The following is an 18,398-nucleotide window of genomic DNA, read 5'->3' on the forward strand; positions in this document are numbered from 1 at the left end:
GTGGGATTGTCGGTCACTTCAGTGACGCCCGGCTGCCTTGACGACGTCGGCCACCTGTGTGAGCGCGGCCCGCAGTGTGTCGTCGCTGCCCGGCGAGCCGAGGGCGACGCGAATGGCCGACGGCGCGGTCTGGCCCGGGGCGGCGAACGCATCGACCGGCGTCACCGCAACACCGCGCGCTTGCAGGGCGGCCACGATGTCGTCGCAGCGCAGGGCGGGCATTGATGCCGGCATCGGTACTAGCCGGTGGAACGCGCCGGGATACCCCGTCGAATTCAATCCCGACAGGCATTGCATGGCAATCGCCTGTCGCTGTGCGGCCAGTGCGCGTTTGCGGGTGATCCAGCGGTCCATCGTGCCGTCCGAGAGCCAGCGCGACGCCAGTTGCGCCATCAGCGGGGCGGCACTCCACACACTGGCGCGCATCGCCGCGTGCACGCGCGGCAGCAGGGCGGGCGGGGCGATGAGATAGGCGATGCGCAGCCCCGGCGCGCCGGGCTTGGACAGGCTGCACACTTCGAACGTGCGTTCCGGTGCGAGCAGACGAAGCGGCGGCGGAGCGTCCGCGACCAGAAAGCCGTAGGCACTGTCTTCGACGATCATCAGGTCATGACGCCGCGCGACCTCCACCACCGCCCGACGTTGTGCAAGCGGCATCACCCCGCCCAGCGGGTTGTGCAGCGTTGGCATGGTGTAGACGACGCGCAGTCGTCCCGCATGGTGGCGGCAGAGCTTGTCCAGCGCTACGGGATCGAGTCCATCGGCCGTCATCGACACGGCGGCGAGCGGCACGTCGCGCATGGCTGCGAGCGCCTTCCAGCCGGGGTACGTGAGCGCTTCGACGGCGACCGGCTCGCCCGCCCGGCACAACGCCAGTTGCAGTACATCCAGCGCATGCTGCCCGCCCGCACACACGACCAGCGAATCGGGCGATACCGCGACGCTGTCCCGGCGCGACAGCCATTGCGCCGCCGTACGTCGGTCGGCCGGTGGTCCGTCGTGCGGCGAATGGACGAGCAAAGCGCTCAAATCCCCGCCGGACGCCATCTCACGCAGCGCCTGTCGCAACGCCTCGGTTTGCTCGGGCAGTACCGGGTAGTTGAACGCCAGATCGACACCGCCCAGCGTGCCCGGCGCGGGTGCCCACTGCGCGAAGGCAGCGGCCGCGCCCACCGTGGGCGAGCGCACGAAGGTGCCGCGTCCGACTTCGCCCACGGCGAGGCCACGTCGGGCGAGTTCGGTATAGATGCGTGTGACGGTGGACGTGGCGAGCCCGTGTGCGTCGGCGTAATCGCGCTGTGGGGGCAGGCGCGTGCCTGAGGCGAGTTCGCCGGATGCGATGGCGTCGGCAAGCCGTTCGACGTGTTCGAGATAGCGGGCGGGGGCTGACATAGACGCGTGATGCTGATGAAGCCGATGAAGTCGGTGGGGAAAAAATTGATCTCAGGACAATTCAATAATTGCACCGGATTAAGGCGCTGGCAATACTGGACACTGCGCTGAGCACGGCGCAGTGTCCCTCCGATGTTCTCTTTCCGATCATGCTCCCCACGACCTCTTCGCCGCCCCGCTGGGCGATCCCGCTCCTCGCGGTACAACTCTTCCTCGTGACGTTCTCCGTCAATCTGCAAGCCCCGCTGGTGCCGCACTACGCGGCGGCGAGCGGTTACGGCGCAGGCGCGCAGGCGCTGGCGTTCGCGTGTTACGTCGGCGCGCTGGTGCCGGCTTTACTGTTCCTCGCGGGATTGTCGGATCGTGTGGGACGCCGGTTGCCGCTCGTCGTCGCGCTTCTGCTGGGCCTCGTCGGGACGTGGCTGACGCTGCGCTGGCCGACGCTGGTCGCACTCGGCGGCGCGCGCGCCTGCTATGGACTGGCGACCGGCCTCGTTGCAGGCAGCGGCACGGCTTACATGACGGAGTTGTACGCGGATCGCGACGATGCGGCGACACGCGGCGCGGCGCTGGTCGCGGCAGCGACGTCGCTCGGCTTCGGCACCGGTGCGCTCGTGACGGGCCTGTGCCTGATCGTCGCGCCGTCGATGTTGCCGCCGCTGAGCTTGTGGGCGTATCTGCCGCTGGCGCTTGTGGCGGCGCTCGCCGTCGCTGCCTTGCCTGCCCCGGCGCACCACCCGAACGTGCCGTGGTTGCGCTGGCCGGTACTCGCGCCCGGAACGGTGCCGCTAGGCATGGCGATCCTGCTCGCGTGGGCAGCGGTGGGCGTGGTGATCGGTGTGGTGCCCTCGGCGCTGGCCGTGCACGGACATGCCGCGTGGGCGGGCTTCGCAACGTTCTTCGTTGTCTCGACCGGCCTGCTGTTCCAGCCGGCGGCTCGCCGCATGGCCCCGGTGCGCGCCGTTCGGGTCGGGTTGGCGCTGGTGCCGCTGGGCTTCGTTGTACTCGCGCTCGGGGTGGTGTACGTCAGCCTGCCCGCGATTCTCGCAGGCGCTGCGATTGCCAGTTCGGCGTGCTACGGCTTCACGTATCTGGGCGGACTGGCCGCCGTCAATTCGGCGGTCGCGCCAGTATTGCGTGCGCGGGCGGCCGCCGGGTACTTCCTGTTCGCGTACTTCGGCTTTTCGGTGCCGGTCGTTACCAGTGGCTGGCTTGCCGATCGCTTCGGCATGCCCGTCGCCCTCGCTTTGTTCACTGCCGCGTTGATTGCGGGCAGTGCGGCGCTCGCGGTGGTGCTACGTCGCGAGCGCGCCGCGCTTACGCGTCCGGTTTGACCCGGGGATCGGGTTTGCTTGCGTTGGTCGAGCCGCTCCCCGACGGGCTGACGTAAGCCCCGGTGCCGTGCAACTGGTCTTCGGCCAGTTCCAGTGCGCGCACGGCGCCGCGCCCCTTGCGGGCGAGCAGCATTTCGACGAGCGTCTCCACCACCGCAATCCCGGCCGTGATCGACGGGAAGAACGACGGGCTTTCGTGCGAGAACAGCACCGTCGCGTCGGCATCGAGCGCGAGCGGCGAGACCGTCGAGTCCGTGAGCGCCAGCACGCGTGCACCGGCGGCGCGGGCCGCGCGCGTCACGATCAGCGCTTCGTTCGAATAGGGCGCGAAACTGATCACCACCACCACGTCACGGGCCGAGAGCGCCCGCAATTCCATTTCCAGCGTGCCGGCTTCGCCACGGATAAGGTGCACCGTCGGCCGAAACAACCGGTAGATGTACTGGAACGTGAACGCGATGGGAAAGCACGCGCGAAAGCCCGCCACGTGCACCGTCCCCGCGTTCGCGAGCAGATCGACGGCCGCGCTCAGCGAATCGTTCGCACCGGCCTCCGTCAGATCGAGGTTGTTGTGCTGCACCCGGAACATCTCGGGCACCATGCGCGCGGCGTCGCCCTCGCGGATCACCTGTCGCGCGCGGCTCGCGTAGGGCTGCGGTCCGAGACGAATCGATTCCAGGAACAACTCGCGAAGGCCATGCCATCCGTCGAAGCCGAGATGTTGCGCGAGTCGCACGAAGGTGGCCGGTTGCACGCCCGCTTCGGCGGCAATCGCGCGCATCGAGCTGATCGGCACACGTTGCGGATGGTCGAGAAGAAAGCGCGCGCCCGCCTGGAATTGCGGGCTCAGTTGGGAGTAGCGCTCACGCAGCAGAGCGTTGAGCTGGTCGAGCGTCTGCGGCAGCGCTGTGGCTTGTGTCATTGGGGGATGGCAACACGGCGGCGAAAGAATGTAACGATTGTTGCATGAAATGCCGCAAGCGCGCACGCCCTTTCCTCCGGGCCTGTGGCCTGCGGTGAAACATCAAGTGTGGTAATGGTGTTGCGCGAAGTGTTGCGCTCATAAAACACGTGAAACATATGTTGCAAACGCTGGGGGATACGCCTACACTGAGCGGCATCGTTCGCGAGACCGATGGCCGGGCGGCCACCCTCGGGGCAGTCTCGTTTTGCACCATCTTTTCGTCAGAGGTTCAGGCATGACGCACGTGTTTCACCGCAATCCGCGCCAGACGTTGCCCGTCGCGGTCGGCGGTCAGGGAATCGAGTTGATCGACAGCAACGGCAAGCACTATCTCGACGCTTGCGGCGGCGCTGCCGTCTCGTGCCTCGGTCACGGACATCCTCGCGTGATCGAGGCCATGCAGCAACAGGCGGCGCAACTGGCGTACGCCCACACGTCGTTCTTCACGACGGAAGTGGCTGAGGAACTGGCCGACACGCTCGCGGCGAGCGCGCCCGGCGACCTGAACCATGTGTACTTCGTGAGCGGCGGTTCCGAAGGCGTGGAGGCGGCGCTCAAACTCGCGCGCCAGTACTTCGTCGAGATCGGTCAGCCGCAGCGTCAGTTCTTCATTGCGCGCCGTCAGAGCTATCACGGCAACACGCTCGGCGCGCTCGCCATCGGTGGCAATGCCTGGCGACGCGAGCCGTTCCTGCCCTTGCTCGTGCCGGCGCATCACGTTTCGCCGTGCTTCGCTTATCGCGAGCGTCTCGATGGCGAAAGCGACGCCGCCTACGTGCAGCGTCTGGCGGACGAACTCGAAGCGAAGATTCTCGAACTCGGCGGCGACACGGTGATCGCGTTCGTTGCGGAAACCGTGGTCGGCGCGACGGCCGGCGCGGTGCCGCCGGTGGGCGATTACCTCAAGCGCATGCGCGCCGTGTGCGACAAATACGGCGTGCTGTTGCTGCTCGACGAAGTGATGTCGGGCATGGGCCGCACGGGGTATCTGTTCGCGTGCGAAGAAGATGGCGTGACGCCGGACATCCTCGTCATTGCCAAGGGCCTCGGCGCGGGCTATCAGCCGATCGGCGCGATGCTGTGCTCGGACAAGATTTTCGACGCCGTCGTCGGCGGCTCGGGCTTCTTCCAGCACGGCCACACCTACCTCGGCCACGCGATGGCGTGCGCGGCGGCGCTGGCGGTGCAGCGCACGATTGCCGACGAGAACCTGCTGGAGAACGTGAAGGCGCGCGGCGAGCAATTGCGTGTCCGTTTGCGCGAAGTGTTCGCCGATCACCCGAATGTGGGCGACGTGCGCGGACGCGGGCTGTTCGTCGGCGTCGAGTTCGTGGCCGACCGCGCCACGAAGCAAACGCTGCCGACGGCGGACAAGACACACGCGCGTTTGAAGGCGTCCGCCAAAGAACGCGGCCTGCTGATCTATCCGATGGGCGGGACGGTCGACGGCGTTCATGGCGATCATGCGCTGATCGCGCCGCCGTTCATCTGCCAGCCGGGCGACATCGACCGCATCGTCGAGCGACTGGCGCTCGCCGTGGCGGACGTCACCGGTGTGAAGGCCGGAGGCGTGGCATGACACGACACTACGCGTTGGCTGTCGCGCCAAACGGCGCACGCCGCACGCACGCCGACCATCCCGCGTTGCCGATGACGCCCACGGAACTGGGCGAATGCGCCAAGGCGTGTCTGGACGCGGGCGCGGCCATGATCCACCTGCATGTGCGCAAGGCCGACGGCACGCACAGCCTCGAAGCGGCGGATTACGCGGCGGGCATTGCGGCCGTGCGTCGCGCGGTGGGCGAAGCCCTCGTGTTGCAGGTGACGACCGAGGCGGTCGGCATCTACACGCCGGAGCAGCAGATCGCGACGGTGCACGCGCTGCATCCCGAAGCGATTTCGGTGGCGTTGCGTGAAGTGCTGCCCGATGCGGCACACGCCCCTGCGGCCGAGGCCTTCTTCGACTGGCTGTGGCGCGAGCAGATCACGACGCAATACATCCTGTACGACACCGAGGACGTGGCGCATTACTGGCGCCTGCGCGCGAGCGGGGCGATTCGTCCGGGCCGCCATTGGGTCCTGTTCGTGCTGGGCCGCTACAGCAAAGGGCAGTTGTCGTCGCCGTCGGACCTGCTGCCGTTCCTCGCCGCCTGGCAAGCCGGTGCGGATGGGCTGGGCGAAGCCGCCGACGCCACGCCGTGGGCGATGTGCGCCTTCGGGCCGCGCGAGGCCGAGTGTGCGCTGGCCGCCGTGTTGCAGGGCGGCCACGCCCGGATCGGCTTCGAGAACAACCTTTACCTGCCGGACGGCAGCGTCTCCCCGGGCAACGCCGCGTCGCTGAGCGCGCTGACGGCTGCCGCCACACCGCTGGCCCTCGCGCCCATGACGGCGGACGCGCTGCGCGAACTGATCCACTGAGCGTTGGGGCATCCGGCGGCATCCTTACAGCGGTGCACCCGGGCACAAGCCGTGCCCGGGGGTGCGCGACAAATCAGAAATAAACCCAAATACACGGCCTGACCGGCGTTGCCCGGCCGGGCCGCTGTAATAGAATCGGCGTAACCTCAAAAAGGCCCGCGTCGCCCTCCCCGGCACCGGGCGTGTACACGAACGGGAGCGCGGCGTGAAACACTGGTCGATCCGACATCGCATTCTGGCCAGTTTTGGCCTGATCCTTGCCCTGATGGCCCTTATGGCCGGCATCGCTTACACGCGACTGTCCGCCATCGAAGCGGAGGCGCACAGTGTGGAAGACGATTCCGCGCCGGGCCTCTACTACAGCACGATGCTGCGCGGCGCGTGGTTCGAGAGTTATCAACTGCTCCAGCAGGTTGTCGCTATCGACGACAACGACAAGACCCGCGCCATCGATCTCGACGCCTTGCGCTCGGCCGATACGCGCATCGACGGCTGGATCAAGGATTACGGCAAGACCGTCAATCGCGCCATCGACCGCTTGCAGTACGACGAGGTGCGCGGCGTGCGCAGTCAGTACGGGCGCATCAGCAATCAGGTGCTCAAGCTCGTGGCGGACGGTCAGTTGCCGGCCGCCCGCGCCATGCTCACTGATCAGCTTTACCCCGAATGGGGGCGTGGCCGTTCGGCGATTCAACGCCTGGTCGATACCAACAAGACCTATTCCGACGAGTCGACCCACAATATCGGCGAAGCTGTGACTGCGGCCAAGGCCACGCTGCTCATCACGCTGTGCGTGGCGCTCGCGGTGGCCATCCTTGCCGGCTGGCTGCTGTTCCGCGCGATCAGTGCGCCGCTCGCGAGCGTCATGCAGATCCTGGAAGTTATGCGCTCGGGCGATCTGACCAAGCGCCTCGATCTGGCGCGTCGCGACGAATTCGGTGCGCTGGAGTCGGGCTTCAACCGGATGACGGACGAACTGACGGGCCTCGTCGGGCAGGCACAGAAGTCGGCGTTGCAGGTCACGACCTCCGTGACCGAGATTGCTGCGACGTCGCGTCAGCAACAGGCCACCGCATCGGAGACGGCCGCGACGACGACCGAGATCGGCGCGACCTCGCGCGAGATCTTCGCCACGTCGCGCGATCTGGCGCGCACCATGACCGAAGTGGCGGGCGTGGCCGATCACGCGGCGTCGCTCGCGGGCACCGGACACGTCGGCCTCACGCGTATGGAAGACGCCATGCGTCATGTGATGGATGCGGCCGGTTCGGTCAACGGCAAGCTCGGCATCCTCAACGAGAAGGCGGGCAACATCAATCAGGTCGTGACGACGATTACGAAGGTCGCGGATCAGACCAACCTGCTCTCGCTGAACGCGGCCATTGAAGCCGAGAAGGCCGGCGAGTACGGTCGCGGTTTTGCGGTGGTGGCGACCGAGATCCGTCGCCTGGCCGATCAGACGGCCGTGGCGACCTACGACATCGAGCAGATGATCAAGGAGATCCAGTCGGCGGTGTCGGCCGGGGTGATGGGCATGGACAAGTTCGCCGAGGAAGTGCGTCGCGGCATGGACGAGATGCGTCAGGTCGGCGATCAGCTCGCGCAGATCATTGCGCAGGTGCAGACGCTGCCGCCGCGCTTCCAGGTCGTCAACGAAGGCATGCAGGCGCAGGCCACCGGCGCGGAGCAGATCAATCAGGCGCTGGTGCAGCTCTCCGAGGCTGCGCAGCAGACGGCCGAATCGTTGCAGCAATCGAGTCAGGCCATCGAAGAGCTCAATCACGTCGCCAATGGTCTCAAGAGCGGGGTGTCGCGCTTCAAGGTGCAGGCGCTCCCGCCCACGGGACTCGTTTGACGTCGTCCATTCATTCGTCGTTTAGTCGTCGCTGATTCGTCGGATTTTCGTCGAGCTTTCGTCGAGTTTTTGTTGTTTATTTCGCGGACATCGCCATGTTGTTCCTGCGTTTCGCCATCGCGACCGATCACTACGTCATCGAAGCGGGCCACGTCGCCGAGGTGCTGCCGTGGCTGGCGCTCAAGCGTCTGCCCGCCGCACCGGCCTGGGTGGCGGGCGCGTTCAGCTATCGTGGCGAGTCCGTGCCGGTGATCGATCTGACGCGGCTCGCCACGGGACGTGACGCGCCTGCGCGGCGCTCCACGCGACTAGTGCTCGTGCACTACCCGTCGCCCGGGCCGAGCGCGCGGCGTCTGGGGGTACTCGTCGAGCGCGCGACCGATACCTTGCGCGCCGATCCGGCGGCGTTTCAGACGAGCGGCGTCGACCTGCCCGAAGGCCGCTATCTCGGCCCCGTGCTCGATACCGATGACGGACTCGTGCAGTGGGTGCGCGTCGACCAGTTGCTGACGGACGAGGCCCGCGCCATGCTGTTCGACGCAGCGAAGGACGCGCTGGCCGTCGAGGCGCAGGGCGCGGATGAAGCGAGTAATGCAGGTAATGCGGGCGCGGCGAACGCAACGGAGGCGTCGTCATGAGCCACGTGCGAGACATTGAGCGCTTGCTGTACGACACGATGGGGCTGGACGCCGAAACGCTCGGCGCGAACGCCATCGAACGTGCGATACGCGTGCGTCTTGCCGCCCTTTCCGCTGCGTCGCCGGACATGCCGGACATGCATGATGCGCCGCCGTACACGCGTTACTGGCAGCGCTTGCAGCAATCGCCGCAGGAATTGCAGGCGCTGATCGAGGCAGTGGTGGTACCGGAGACATGGTTCTTCCGGCATCGCGACGCGTTCACCGCGCTGACGCAGATGGTTCATGATGAGCGCGAATCTCGTCGGGGCACCGCGCGCGAAGGGCAGGCGTTGCGACTGCTGAGCCTGCCGTGTTCCACCGGAGAAGAGCCGTACTCGATGGCGATGACGATGTTCGACGCAGGCCTCGGGGCGAATGACTTCACCATCGACGCGCTCGACATCAGTGAACGCGCGCTGACCGTTGCTCGCGAAGGACTTTACGGCCGCAATTCGTTTCGCGGTCCGCCGGGCACGATGCTGTTCCGGGATCGCTACTTCACGCCCGAGGACGAAAGCTTTCGTGTGATCAGTGCGTTGCGTACGCAGGTGCGCTGGCACTCGGGCAATCTGTTCGATCCGTCGCTCGTCGACCGGCTGGGCACGTTCGATTACGTGTTCTTCCGCAATGTGCTGATCTACTTCGATCGCGACGGACAACGTCGTGCCATTGCGGCGCTCGAACAACTCATGCGCATGGGCGCGACGCTCTTCGCCGGACCGGCCGAGGGCGGGACGCTGACGAGCAACGGGCTGGCACCGACGGGCCACGTGCAGGCTTTTTCGTTCCGCGTGGCGGGGCCGGTGCGAGACGTGCAGACGTCGGCAGCGGGTCTGTCGCGTCCGACGGGCACGCTCGACGCCTTCCGCCCCACGCCACCGGTCAGCGCCCTCGACGCGGTGACGCAGCATCGCGTTACGTCGCCACACGTTTCGCATGTGGTGCCGACGCCGTCGCCATTTTCATCCGCGCAAGCGCAGGCCCCGCTTCCGACTTCGACGGGCGCAGGCCCCTCGCGCACTTTTGCGCCACTGACGTCGACGCCGATTACGCCGCCGCCCGAGTCACCACGCCCCGGCGTTTTTCAGCACATCGACGCCACTGAAAAAACCGACATCGCCGTACAACTCACACAGGCGCAAACCGCCGCCGACGCCGGTGACTTCGTGCGCGCCGTGGCGTTGTGCCGTGCGGTGTTGGCTGTCGACCGGGCCAATGCGCAGGCCGAGTATCTGCTGGGGCTGGTCGAAGATGCGCGCGGCGACGCACAGGGCGCACTCATCCATTACCGTCGCGCGCTCTATCTTGAACCGGGACATTACGAAGCGTTGGTGCATTGCGCTGCGCTGCTCGACGCGCGCGGCGACGCAACGGGCGCGCGACGTCTGCTGGAGCGTGCCGAGCGCACCGAACCTACCCAACGCGCGAGCACGACTTCGCGCACGACCACCCAATCGCATGATCAGACGCATCGCCACGGGAACCGACATCGATGACCTACCGCGAATCCGCGCCTGAGGCCGGTCCCGTGTCCGGCGAGCGCCAACTTTCACAGCCATCGTCTGGGCAGCCCTTGCACCCCTCGCAATCTGCGCAAGCGAACGGCAACACGCTGCATCGACAGGCGGCGGAATTGCTCGACCGTTTGCCCGTGGTGCCGGTCGACCCGGCACCGTGGCGCGCAATCCCCGGCGAGCAGGAGCGCGAGCGTGGTACGTCGCTGCTGCTTTTCCGGTTGGCGGACGAATGGCTCGCCCTGCCCGCTTCCACCATCGAAGAAGTCGCACCCATGCGTGGCTGGCATTCCGTACCGGGCCATCGGCAGCGGGCGTTGCTGGGGCTCGTCAACTTGCGTGGCGCGCTCGTGCCCTGTCTGTCGCTCGGCGAACTGCTCGGCGTGCAGCCTGCACCGCAAACCCAGACGCCACCGGCGAACAGTCTGCGTGCGAGCACGGCGCGACTGCTGGCGTTGCGTCATGGGCATCATCTGAGCGCATTTCCTGTGACGGAGGTGCACGGCACGGTGACGCCCGCCCGCGCGTCCATGGGCGCGGTGCCCGCGACGGCGCTCGGTGCGTCGGACGGCTTTGCCGTCGCGGTGCTGCCGTGGCGCGATCACATCGTCGGTGTGCTGGACCCGCTGCGCGTTGGCGCGGCGTTCGACCGGAGCCTCGCATGAGCGACGATCTGCAGAACGCCACGCTGCTCGACCTGTTCCGCATGGAGACGGAGACGCAGGCGCAAGTTCTCGGCGACGGCCTGCTTGCACTCGAACGCGCGCCGACCGATGCGGCGCGACTCGAAGCGTGCATGCGTGCCGCGCATTCGCTCAAGGGCGCGGCACGCATCGTCGGCGTCGAAGCGGGGGTCTCGCTCGCGCACGTGCTGGAGGATGCCTTCGTCGCGGCGCAGCATGGTGCGCTCGCGCTCAACGTATCGATCATCGACCGCCTGTTGCAAGGTGTCGATCTGCTGATGCGTCTCGCGCATCCGCCGGGACGCGATCCGAACTGGGCGCAAGGCGCAGGCAAGGCCGAGATCGACGCGTTCGTCTCATCGTTCGCCAGCGAGCTTTCGGCATTGACGGGCGATGCGTCGCAGGCGCCCGGTGCCTCCGGCGAACTCACCGCTTTCGATTACGCGAGCTATGGCATGGAGGCAGGTGAGCGCGACGCTGCAAGCACCGAAGCGCTCGTCTCGAACATCTCGCATGAAACGCCCGAGTCCGACGACAGTCACGTGCGGGACAGTCTCGCACTCCCGCGCGTTGTGGAGCACACGGTGCCGCCGACGCATCCCGAGACACGGGAGACGCACGACACTTACACCGCCGAGCCGGGCGTACACGCGGGCACCAGCGACAGCGCTTCGCGTGCCCTGCGCGTCTCCGCAGACAACCTCGACCGGTTGCTGCGACTGTCGAGCGAAGCGCTGGTCGCGTCACGCTGGTCGCAACCGTTCGCGCAATCGTTGCAGCGCCTGAAACGTCATCAGCACGACGCGGGCGACGCGCTCGATCGCGTGAGTTCGGCGCTCGCACAAGTCGCCGACCGCTCCGACGAAGATCGTCAGTTGTTACTCTCGGCGCTCGCAGATCTGCGGCGCGCGCTCGGCGTCGGCGGTCAGTTGCTGGCCGAACAGATTCACGAACTGGACGACTTCGACCGACGCTCGACGCAACTGTCGCAACGTCTGTACGACGAGGCGCTGGCGTGCCGCATGCGACCCATCGACGACCGTCTTGGCGGATTCGCCCGCATGGTGCGCGATCTGGGCCGCTCGCTCGGCAAACCGGCGCGGCTGGAGATTCGCGGCGCAGATACGCAGGTCGATCGCGACATCCTCGATCAGCTTGAAGCGCCGCTGGGGCATCTGTTGCGCAATGCTGTCGATCACGGGCTGGAGCGTCCGGAAGTGCGGGCGGCGGCCGGCAAACCTGCCGAGGGCGTCATCACGCTCAGCGCGCGTCATAGCGCGGGGCTGCTGCTCGTGAGCGTGTCCGACGACGGCGCAGGTATCGACATCGAACGCGTGCGCGAGGCCGTGGTCAAGCGCGGACTCGTCGCGCATGAGACGGCACGTCATCTCGACGACAACGAATTGCTCGAATTCCTGATGCTGCCGGGCTTCACATTGCGTGACACCGTTACGGATGTGTCCGGGCGCGGCGTCGGCCTCGACGCGGTGCGCGCGATGGTCGCGATGGTGCGGGGCACTGTGCGCATCGAACACACCCCCGGGCGCGGCACGAAGTTCATCCTGCAACTGCCGCTCACGCTGTCGGTGGTGCGCAGCCTGCTCGTCGAGATCGCGGGCGAGCCGTATGCGTTGCCGCTCGCCAGCCTGTCGCGCACGCTGGCGCTGCCGCAGGAAGACATCGACATGCTCGAAGGGCGTCCGCATTTCACGCTGGACGGCAAACAGATCGGCCTCGTGAGCGCGCAGCAGGTGTTGTGCGGCACCGAACCGGCAGGCACCTCCGGCGATCAGCCAGTCGTGGTGTTTGGTGATGGCGAAGCGCGCTACGGGCTGGCCGTCGACAAATTCCTCGGCGAGCGTATGCTCGTCGTGCAGCCGCTCGACGCGCGGCTCGGCAAGTTGCCCAACATCGCCGCCGGGGCACTGACGGAAGATGGCTCGCCGCTGCTCATCATCGATACGGCCGATCTGGTGCGCTCGATTGCGAAGGCCGTGGAAATGGGCTCGCTGGAGCGCTTGCCGATGCGCGCCGCGCAGGCCAGCGGGCGCGGTCGCAAACGTTTGCTGGTGGTGGACGACTCGCTCACCGTGCGCGAGCTTGAGCGCAAGCTGCTCGCCGCGCGCGGCTACGACGTGAGCGTCGCCATCGACGGCATGGATGGCTGGAACGCAGTGCGCAGCGAAACGTTCGACATGGTGATCACCGACGTCGATATGCCACGCATGGATGGCATCGAGCTGGTGACGCTCATCAAACGCGACCCGCGCACGGCGGAATTGCCCGTCATGATCGTTTCATACAAGGATCGCGAGGAAGACCGGCAGCGCGGACTCGATGCGGGTGCCGATTATTACCTCGCGAAAGGCAGCTTCCACGACGACGCGCTGCTGCGCGCTGTCGTGGATCTCATCGGGGAGTCGGGGTCATGAAAATCGGCATCGTGAACGATTCGGTCATTGCGGTGGAGGCGTTGCGTCGCACGCTTGCGCAGCGTCCGGGCCTGGAAGTGGCGTGGGTCGCGCACGACGGCGCGCAGGCGGTACGGATGTGCGCGCCTGTGCCACCCGACCTCGTGCTCATGGATCTCGTCATGCCGGTCATGGACGGAGTGGCCGCGACGCGCGAGATCATGCGTCGCACACCGTGCCCGATTCTGATCGTGACGTCGGACGTCGGCCATCACGCGAGCCTCGTGTTCGATGCGATGGGCGCTGGTGCGGTCGACGCCGTCGATACGCCTGTGCTTGGGGCGGCGGAACTGGCGCGTCCGGCCTCGTCGTTGCTCGCGAAGATCGAGGCCGTGGCGGCGCAGCAGGCCGACGCCCGCATACCGCAGACAGTTGTGGTGCCGCGCGTCGTGCCCGAGACGGACGCGCTGGTGGCCATCGGCGCATCGGCGGGCGGTCCTGCTGCCTTGGCAACGCTGCTCGGCCGCCTGCCTGCGAACTTCGCGGCGGGCGTGATCGTCGTACAGCATGTGGACGATGCCTTCGCGCCCGGTATGGCGGCGTGGCTCGATCAGCAGACGCCGCTCTCGGTGCGGCTGGTGGAGGCGGGCGAGCGTCCCACGGCGGGCGCGGTGCTGCTCGCGGGTGGAAACCGTCACCTGCGGGTGGACGCCAGCGGCCGCTGCGTGTATACCGACGAACCCACGGATGCGGTGTATCGTCCGTCCATCGACGTCTTCCTGCGCAGCGTGGCCGAGAACTGGCGCTCGCGCGCGGTTGGCGTGCTCCTGACGGGCATGGGTCGCGACGGTGCCGCAGGGCTGGGTGCCATGCGCACGCAGGGCTTTATGACCATCGCGCAGGATCGCGCGACGAGCGCGGTGTACGGCATGCCCAAAGCGGCGGCCGAGGCCGGCGCAGCGTCGCAAATCCTGCCGCTGAACACCATCGCGCCACAATTGGTGACGCTGTTCGGCACCGTATGACTGTGGGACAAAAACAGAGGGACGAATAACGATGACGACAACCCCGCGCCAATCCAAACCGGCCACGCCACCCATCGGTGGCGCAGAGAGCAGCCTAAGCGAATCGTCGGCGATGGTGTTGCTCGTCGACGATCAGGCGATGGTGGGCGAAGCGATCCGCCGTGCGCTGACCGGCGAAGCGAACATCGATTTTCACTATTGCTCGAATCCGGACGATGCGCTGCGCGTCGCCGAACAGACACGCCCGACCGTCATCCTCCAGGATCTCGTGATGCCGGGTACCGACGGGTTGTCGCTGGTGCGTCAGTACCGCGCAAGCCCGCTCACGCGCGACATCCCGATCATCGTGCTCTCGACCAAGGAAGAGTCGACGATCAAGCGCGAGGCGTTTGCGGCCGGGGCCAACGACTATCTGGTCAAGCTGCCCGACACCATCGAGCTGGTCGCGCGCATTCGCTACCACTCGCGCTCGTACATGAACCTGCTGCAACGCGACGAAGCGTATCGGGCGCTGCGCGAGAGCCAGCAACAACTGCTGGAGACGAATCTGGAGTTGCAGCGTCTCACGCATTCCGATGGCCTGACCGGGCTGGCGAACCGCCGTTACTTCGACGAGTACTTCGGTGCGGAATGGCGTCGCGCCTTGCGTGAACAACGCGAGATGGCGCTGCTGATGATCGACGTCGACAACTTCAAGATCTACAACGACACCTACGGCCACATTGCAGGCGACGACGTGCTGCGTCGCGTGGCGCGCACCATTGCGGAAGCGGCGGCGCGTCCGGCCGATCTCGCGGCGCGTTTCGGTGGCGAAGAGTTCGTGATGGTGCTGCCGAACACGTCGGCCAGCGGGGCGGCGGCGATTGGCGAGAAGGTGCGCGCGCAGATCGAAGCGATGGCGATTGCGCACGTGGGGTCGGCCAACGGCCGGCACGTGACGATCAGTCTCGGCGGCGCGGCGCTGGTGCCACGCACGCACATGGCGTCGACCTCGTTGATCGAGTCGGCGGATCTGGCGCTTTATCGCGCCAAGCAACAGGGCAAGAATCGCGTGGAGATGCAGCCAGGCGCTTCCTGAGCCTGAGGAGGGTGCATGACCTTCGAGCTGTTCTATTGGCCGGGCCTGCAAGGGCGCGGCGAGTTTGTCCGCCTCGCGTTCGAGGCCAGCGGCACGCCGTATGTCGAGATCGTGCAGGAGGACGGCCCGGGTCAGGGCATGGACGGTCTGCTGCACACGATGGACGATCCGGCCTGCATGGACCCGCCGTTCGCACCGCCTTTCCTGCGTGTCCGACACCCCTCCGGCGACGAGCTGATCGGACAGACGGCCAACATCCTCGCGTATCTCGGACCGTTGCTGGGCCTCGTCGGTGAATCGCCACGCGCGCGACGCTGGGTCAATCAGTTGCAGTTGACGCTGGCCGACCTCGTCGCCGAGGTGCACGACGGTCACCATCCCATCGCCAGTCGCCTCTATTACAGCAACCAGAAGACGGAGGCGCGTAAGCGCACGGCGGACCTGATCGACTACCGTCTGCCGAAATTCTTCGGGTATTTCGAGCGCGTGCTGGCGAACAATCCGAACGCGGGGGGATGGCTCAGCGAAGGTGCGCTGTCGTATGCCGACCTGTCGTTATTTCAGGTGATCGAGGGGTTGTATTACGCGTTTCCCCGCGCCATGTCGGGATTCGCGAAGGCCTTCCCGCGCTGTCAGTCGGTGCGCGACGCCGTCGCCCGCGAGCCGCTTGTCGCGGCGTATCTCAAGTCGTCGCGTCGCATCGCGTTCAACACCACGGGCATCTTCCGGCACTACAAGGAACTGGATCGGGCGTCGCCGTTTTGACGGTCGACCTGGTCCCGGCTTACTCGGCCTATTCCGGCAACGAGGTATCCCCGGCGTTGAGCGAGCGCTGCATCAGTACGGTGTCGACCCATCGGCCGAATTTGAAGCCGACGGACTTGAGCGTGCCTGCATGCTCGAAACCGCACGCAGCGTGCAGCGCGAGCGACGCCCGGTTGCCGCTATCGCCGACGTTCGCGATCAGTTGCCGCCACGGACCCCCTTCACACCGCGCGATGAGCGTGAGCAACAGTGCACGTCCGACGCCTTGTCCAATGGCATCGGCCGCGATGTACACCGAGTCTTCCAGCGTGAAGCGATAGGCCGAGCGCGGACGGTAATGTGTGGCGTACGCGTAGCCGAGCACCCTGCCCTCATGTTCCGCCACGAGGTAAGGCAGACCCGCATCGCGAACCTTCGCGCAGCGCGCCCGCATCTCGGCTTCGTCGGGCGGCACCTCTTCGAACGACGCCGAGCCGGTGAGCACGTGATGGGCGTAGATGGCCGTGATGGCGGGGAGATCGTCGTCTCGTACCGGACGCACGTTGCATGCGCAGCGCGCCAGTTCAGTGCCCACGCATCGCGATTCGGCCAATGCCGGTGCGGTGGGTGCCGTCGACGATGACGACGGGCGGCAAGATTGAGCAGGACGAGACGACATACCGTAGAACCAATAGCGTTGGAGTTCACAACGGGCCGGTCTTCCGGCCCGTGACTGTCGGCAGTGTGCGCCGCTACTTGCTATAAGAAAAGCTTGTGCAGATTATGCGCTGCATAAGCCATTCTTTGAGATGCTGCTCAAGTCTCTTTCGAAGTCTTCTGCGTCGCCGTGTCACTTGTCGGATCTTCCGCTTGCGGCGGCACGCCACCGGCCCGCTGGACGGCATCGCCGCCCGCCGCGCCTGATGCCTCCGATGCGCTCTCCCTGCCCGGTTCGGCATTCATCGCGTCGAGCCGTGCACGCACGAAGCCGATGTGTTCGCGAAGCACGTAGAACTGGTCGGCATAGGCGAGCGGAATCTTCAGCCGATTGACGGCGGCCTCGACGGCGTCGAGCCGGTGACGCAGGCTGGCGTACTCCGTGTGGGCGTCGTCGGCCAGCGCCTCGCGCTCCAGCGCGATGAGCGCACCGTACCAGCGATACAGTCGCGACTTCACCCGCCAGCTATACAGCGACGGCACCAGTCGGAACGCCGGAATCAGCACCACGATGATCGGTACGAGCAGCACGACGATCCGGTCGGCGAGGCTCGCAATCCAGAACGGCAGATGGCGGTACAGGAATCCCTTGCCCGACTTGTAGTAACGCGCGGCGTCGTCGGAAATCGGAAACTCGTGCACTTGTGCAGAGGGAAATTCGCCTGCACGTTGCAGCAGGTTGGCCTTGCCGTGGACCTCGCGCGCCGCTTCGATGAGCAGATCGGAGAGCGCCGGGTGCAGACTTTCGCGTGCGACGAGTTCGACTGTCGGGCTGATCACGTGCACCGGTTGCGCCGGTAGATTGCGACCGAGATCGAAGACCCCGCGCGGCAGCGTCAACTGATTCAGATAGGTGAAGCGGCGCGTGTAGGCATCGGCTTGCGCGAAGTCCATCAGCCGCACGCCGGGGGTGCGGATCAGCTTGCCCATCGTGGGGCCGGTGGCGGTGTCGCCGGTGAGCATCGCCGCATCGACACGTCCGTCGATCAGCGCCTGCGCGGCTTCCTGCCCGTCGTAGGCGGTGAGCTTGGTCGGGCCACCGGGCTCGATCCCGTTCGCCTTGAGCAGCGTGAGCGACAGCGCACGCGCCCCGCTGCCTTCACGGCCGATGGCGATGCGCTTGCCCGCGAAGTCGGAGAGCTTCGTCACGCGATCGCCGCGATAGAAGACGGAAATCGGCGCGTAGAACATGCTGCCGAGCGAGACCAGTCCCTCGGTATCGAGCCCCTGCGACACGCCTCCCTGCACGAGGCCGAGGTCGACATTCTGCTTGTCGTCGGCCAGACGCTCGACGTTCTGACGCGAGCCTTCGGAGGTCAGCACGTTAAGCGTGATGCCGTCGCGGGCGAGGATGGTCTTGTAACGTTGGGCGGCAGTCCAGAACGAACTGCCTTCCGGTCCGGCGCTCAGCGTGACGGTGCGCGGCGGGGCCGGTTGCACGAGCCAGACGGCGAGCCAGATGGCCGCAATCGCGATGAGCACGACAGGGCCGAAGGAGACGGCGAGATCTCGCCAGGAAATCGCGACAAAGCGCGCGCGGAGTCGCCGGTGGGCGGGTTGGTTAGAGTCAGTCGTCATGAATT

At 66.5% G+C, this 18,398-nt stretch carries 15 protein-coding genes; 11 read left to right on the forward strand and 4 right to left on the reverse strand.

Annotated features, from left to right (window positions below; all coding sequences use genetic code 11):
* Positions 1–18: 18 nt before the first annotated feature.
* Positions 19–1,392: an aminotransferase-like domain-containing protein gene (locus PAQ31011_RS06295; RefSeq protein ID WP_150575045.1), complete on the reverse strand. Its 1,374-nt coding sequence runs from the start codon at positions 1,390–1,392 to the stop codon at positions 19–21.
* A 149-nt stretch (positions 1,393–1,541) separates the two neighbouring features.
* Here PAQ31011_RS06295 and PAQ31011_RS06300 point away from each other — a divergent pair, with 149 nt between their 5' ends.
* Positions 1,542–2,726 (forward strand): MFS transporter, encoded by a 1,185-nt coding sequence (locus PAQ31011_RS06300; RefSeq protein WP_150575046.1) that lies wholly within the window; start codon positions 1,542–1,544, stop codon positions 2,724–2,726.
* Here PAQ31011_RS06300 and PAQ31011_RS06305 read toward each other — a convergent pair.
* Positions 2,710–3,648, reverse strand: coding sequence for a MurR/RpiR family transcriptional regulator (locus tag PAQ31011_RS06305; protein WP_150575047.1), 939 nt, complete (start codon positions 3,646–3,648; stop codon positions 2,710–2,712). The genes PAQ31011_RS06300 and PAQ31011_RS06305 overlap by 17 nt on opposite strands.
* A 277-nt stretch (positions 3,649–3,925) precedes the next feature.
* On the opposite strand from PAQ31011_RS06305, the gene PAQ31011_RS06310 reads away from it, so the two are divergent.
* The 10 genes from PAQ31011_RS06310 to PAQ31011_RS06355 all read left to right on the forward strand — a co-directional run bounded on the left by PAQ31011_RS06310 (position 3,926) and on the right by PAQ31011_RS06355 (position 16,119).
* A complete protein-coding gene (locus PAQ31011_RS06310; protein ID WP_150575048.1) occupies positions 3,926–5,269 on the forward strand; it encodes an aspartate aminotransferase family protein in 1,344 nt (447 codons plus the stop codon).
* Positions 5,266–6,108 (forward strand): beta-keto acid cleavage family enzyme, encoded by an 843-nt coding sequence (locus tag PAQ31011_RS06315; protein WP_150575049.1) that lies wholly within the window; start codon positions 5,266–5,268, stop codon positions 6,106–6,108. The genes PAQ31011_RS06310 and PAQ31011_RS06315 overlap by 4 nt, the downstream gene beginning before the upstream one ends.
* 205 nt (positions 6,109–6,313) lie before the next feature.
* A complete protein-coding gene (locus PAQ31011_RS06320) occupies positions 6,314–7,963 on the forward strand; it encodes a methyl-accepting chemotaxis protein (RefSeq protein ID WP_150575050.1) in 1,650 nt (549 codons plus the stop codon).
* A 95-nt stretch (positions 7,964–8,058) separates the two neighbouring features.
* On the forward strand, positions 8,059–8,601 hold the full coding sequence (locus PAQ31011_RS06325) for a chemotaxis protein CheW (protein ID WP_150575051.1): 543 nt from the start codon (positions 8,059–8,061) through the stop codon (positions 8,599–8,601).
* Entirely contained in the window at positions 8,598–10,139 is a 1,542-nt protein-coding gene (locus tag PAQ31011_RS06330) for a CheR family methyltransferase (protein WP_150575052.1), read from the forward strand. The genes PAQ31011_RS06325 and PAQ31011_RS06330 overlap by 4 nt, the downstream gene beginning before the upstream one ends.
* Entirely contained in the window at positions 10,136–10,822 is a 687-nt protein-coding gene (locus tag PAQ31011_RS06335) for a chemotaxis protein CheW (protein ID WP_150575053.1), read from the forward strand. The genes PAQ31011_RS06330 and PAQ31011_RS06335 overlap by 4 nt, the downstream gene beginning before the upstream one ends.
* The gene (locus PAQ31011_RS06340; RefSeq protein ID WP_150575054.1) at positions 10,819–13,272 is read left to right on the forward strand and encodes a hybrid sensor histidine kinase/response regulator; all 2,454 of its coding nucleotides are present in this window, start codon (positions 10,819–10,821) and stop codon (positions 13,270–13,272) included. The genes PAQ31011_RS06335 and PAQ31011_RS06340 overlap by 4 nt, the downstream gene beginning before the upstream one ends.
* A complete protein-coding gene (cheB, locus tag PAQ31011_RS06345; protein ID WP_150575055.1) occupies positions 13,269–14,276 on the forward strand; it encodes a chemotaxis response regulator protein-glutamate methylesterase in 1,008 nt (335 codons plus the stop codon). The genes PAQ31011_RS06340 and cheB overlap by 4 nt, the downstream gene beginning before the upstream one ends.
* Positions 14,277–14,307: 31 nt before the next feature.
* Positions 14,308–15,354 (forward strand): diguanylate cyclase, encoded by a 1,047-nt coding sequence (locus tag PAQ31011_RS06350; protein ID WP_425495088.1) that lies wholly within the window; start codon positions 14,308–14,310, stop codon positions 15,352–15,354.
* A 15-nt stretch (positions 15,355–15,369) separates the two neighbouring features.
* Complete coding sequence (locus PAQ31011_RS06355; protein ID WP_150575056.1) at positions 15,370–16,119, forward strand: glutathione S-transferase; 750 nt, start codon at positions 15,370–15,372, stop codon at positions 16,117–16,119.
* 28 nt (positions 16,120–16,147) lie between these two features.
* Here PAQ31011_RS06355 and PAQ31011_RS06360 read toward each other — a convergent pair whose 3' ends face one another.
* Positions 16,148–16,777 (reverse strand): GNAT family N-acetyltransferase, encoded by a 630-nt coding sequence (locus PAQ31011_RS06360; RefSeq protein WP_150575057.1) that lies wholly within the window; start codon positions 16,775–16,777, stop codon positions 16,148–16,150.
* Positions 16,778–16,914: 137 nt separating this feature from the next.
* Positions 16,915–18,393 carry a TAXI family TRAP transporter solute-binding subunit gene (locus tag PAQ31011_RS06365; protein ID WP_246179412.1) on the reverse strand — a complete coding sequence of 493 codons (1,479 nt, stop codon included), beginning with the start codon at positions 18,391–18,393 and terminating at the stop codon, positions 16,915–16,917.
* Positions 18,394–18,398 lie beyond the last annotated feature (5 nt).

The organism is Pandoraea aquatica (genome assembly GCF_902459565.1).
In the GTDB taxonomy this organism is placed as follows: domain Bacteria; phylum Pseudomonadota; class Gammaproteobacteria; order Burkholderiales; family Burkholderiaceae; genus Pandoraea; species Pandoraea aquatica.

What these genes read in the sequence shown, in the direction of transcription:
- PAQ31011_RS06295 (WP_150575045.1), bottom strand. Translation starts at nt 1,392, where the DNA reads ATGTCAGCCCCCGCCCGCTATCTCGAACACGTCGAACGGCTTGCCGAC.
- PAQ31011_RS06300 (WP_150575046.1), top strand. Translation starts at nt 1,542, where the DNA reads ATGCTCCCCACGACCTCTTCGCCGCCCCGCTGGGCGATCCCGCTCCTC.
- PAQ31011_RS06305 (WP_150575047.1), bottom strand. Translation starts at nt 3,648, where the DNA reads ATGACACAAGCCACAGCGCTGCCGCAGACGCTCGACCAGCTCAACGCT.
- PAQ31011_RS06310 (WP_150575048.1), top strand. Translation starts at nt 3,926, where the DNA reads ATGACGCACGTGTTTCACCGCAATCCGCGCCAGACGTTGCCCGTCGCG.
- PAQ31011_RS06315 (WP_150575049.1), top strand. Translation starts at nt 5,266, where the DNA reads ATGACACGACACTACGCGTTGGCTGTCGCGCCAAACGGCGCACGCCGC.
- PAQ31011_RS06325 (WP_150575051.1), top strand. Translation starts at nt 8,059, where the DNA reads ATGTTGTTCCTGCGTTTCGCCATCGCGACCGATCACTACGTCATCGAA.
- PAQ31011_RS06330 (WP_150575052.1), top strand. Translation starts at nt 8,598, where the DNA reads ATGAGCCACGTGCGAGACATTGAGCGCTTGCTGTACGACACGATGGGG.
- PAQ31011_RS06335 (WP_150575053.1), top strand. Translation starts at nt 10,136, where the DNA reads ATGACCTACCGCGAATCCGCGCCTGAGGCCGGTCCCGTGTCCGGCGAG.
- PAQ31011_RS06340 (WP_150575054.1), top strand. Translation starts at nt 10,819, where the DNA reads ATGAGCGACGATCTGCAGAACGCCACGCTGCTCGACCTGTTCCGCATG.
- cheB (WP_150575055.1), top strand. Translation starts at nt 13,269, where the DNA reads ATGAAAATCGGCATCGTGAACGATTCGGTCATTGCGGTGGAGGCGTTG.
- PAQ31011_RS06350 (WP_425495088.1), top strand. Translation starts at nt 14,308, where the DNA reads ATGACGACAACCCCGCGCCAATCCAAACCGGCCACGCCACCCATCGGT.
- PAQ31011_RS06355 (WP_150575056.1), top strand. Translation starts at nt 15,370, where the DNA reads ATGACCTTCGAGCTGTTCTATTGGCCGGGCCTGCAAGGGCGCGGCGAG.
- PAQ31011_RS06360 (WP_150575057.1), bottom strand. Translation starts at nt 16,777, where the DNA reads ATGTCGTCTCGTCCTGCTCAATCTTGCCGCCCGTCGTCATCGTCGACG.
- PAQ31011_RS06365 (WP_246179412.1), bottom strand. Translation starts at nt 18,393, where the DNA reads ATGACGACTGACTCTAACCAACCCGCCCACCGGCGACTCCGCGCGCGC.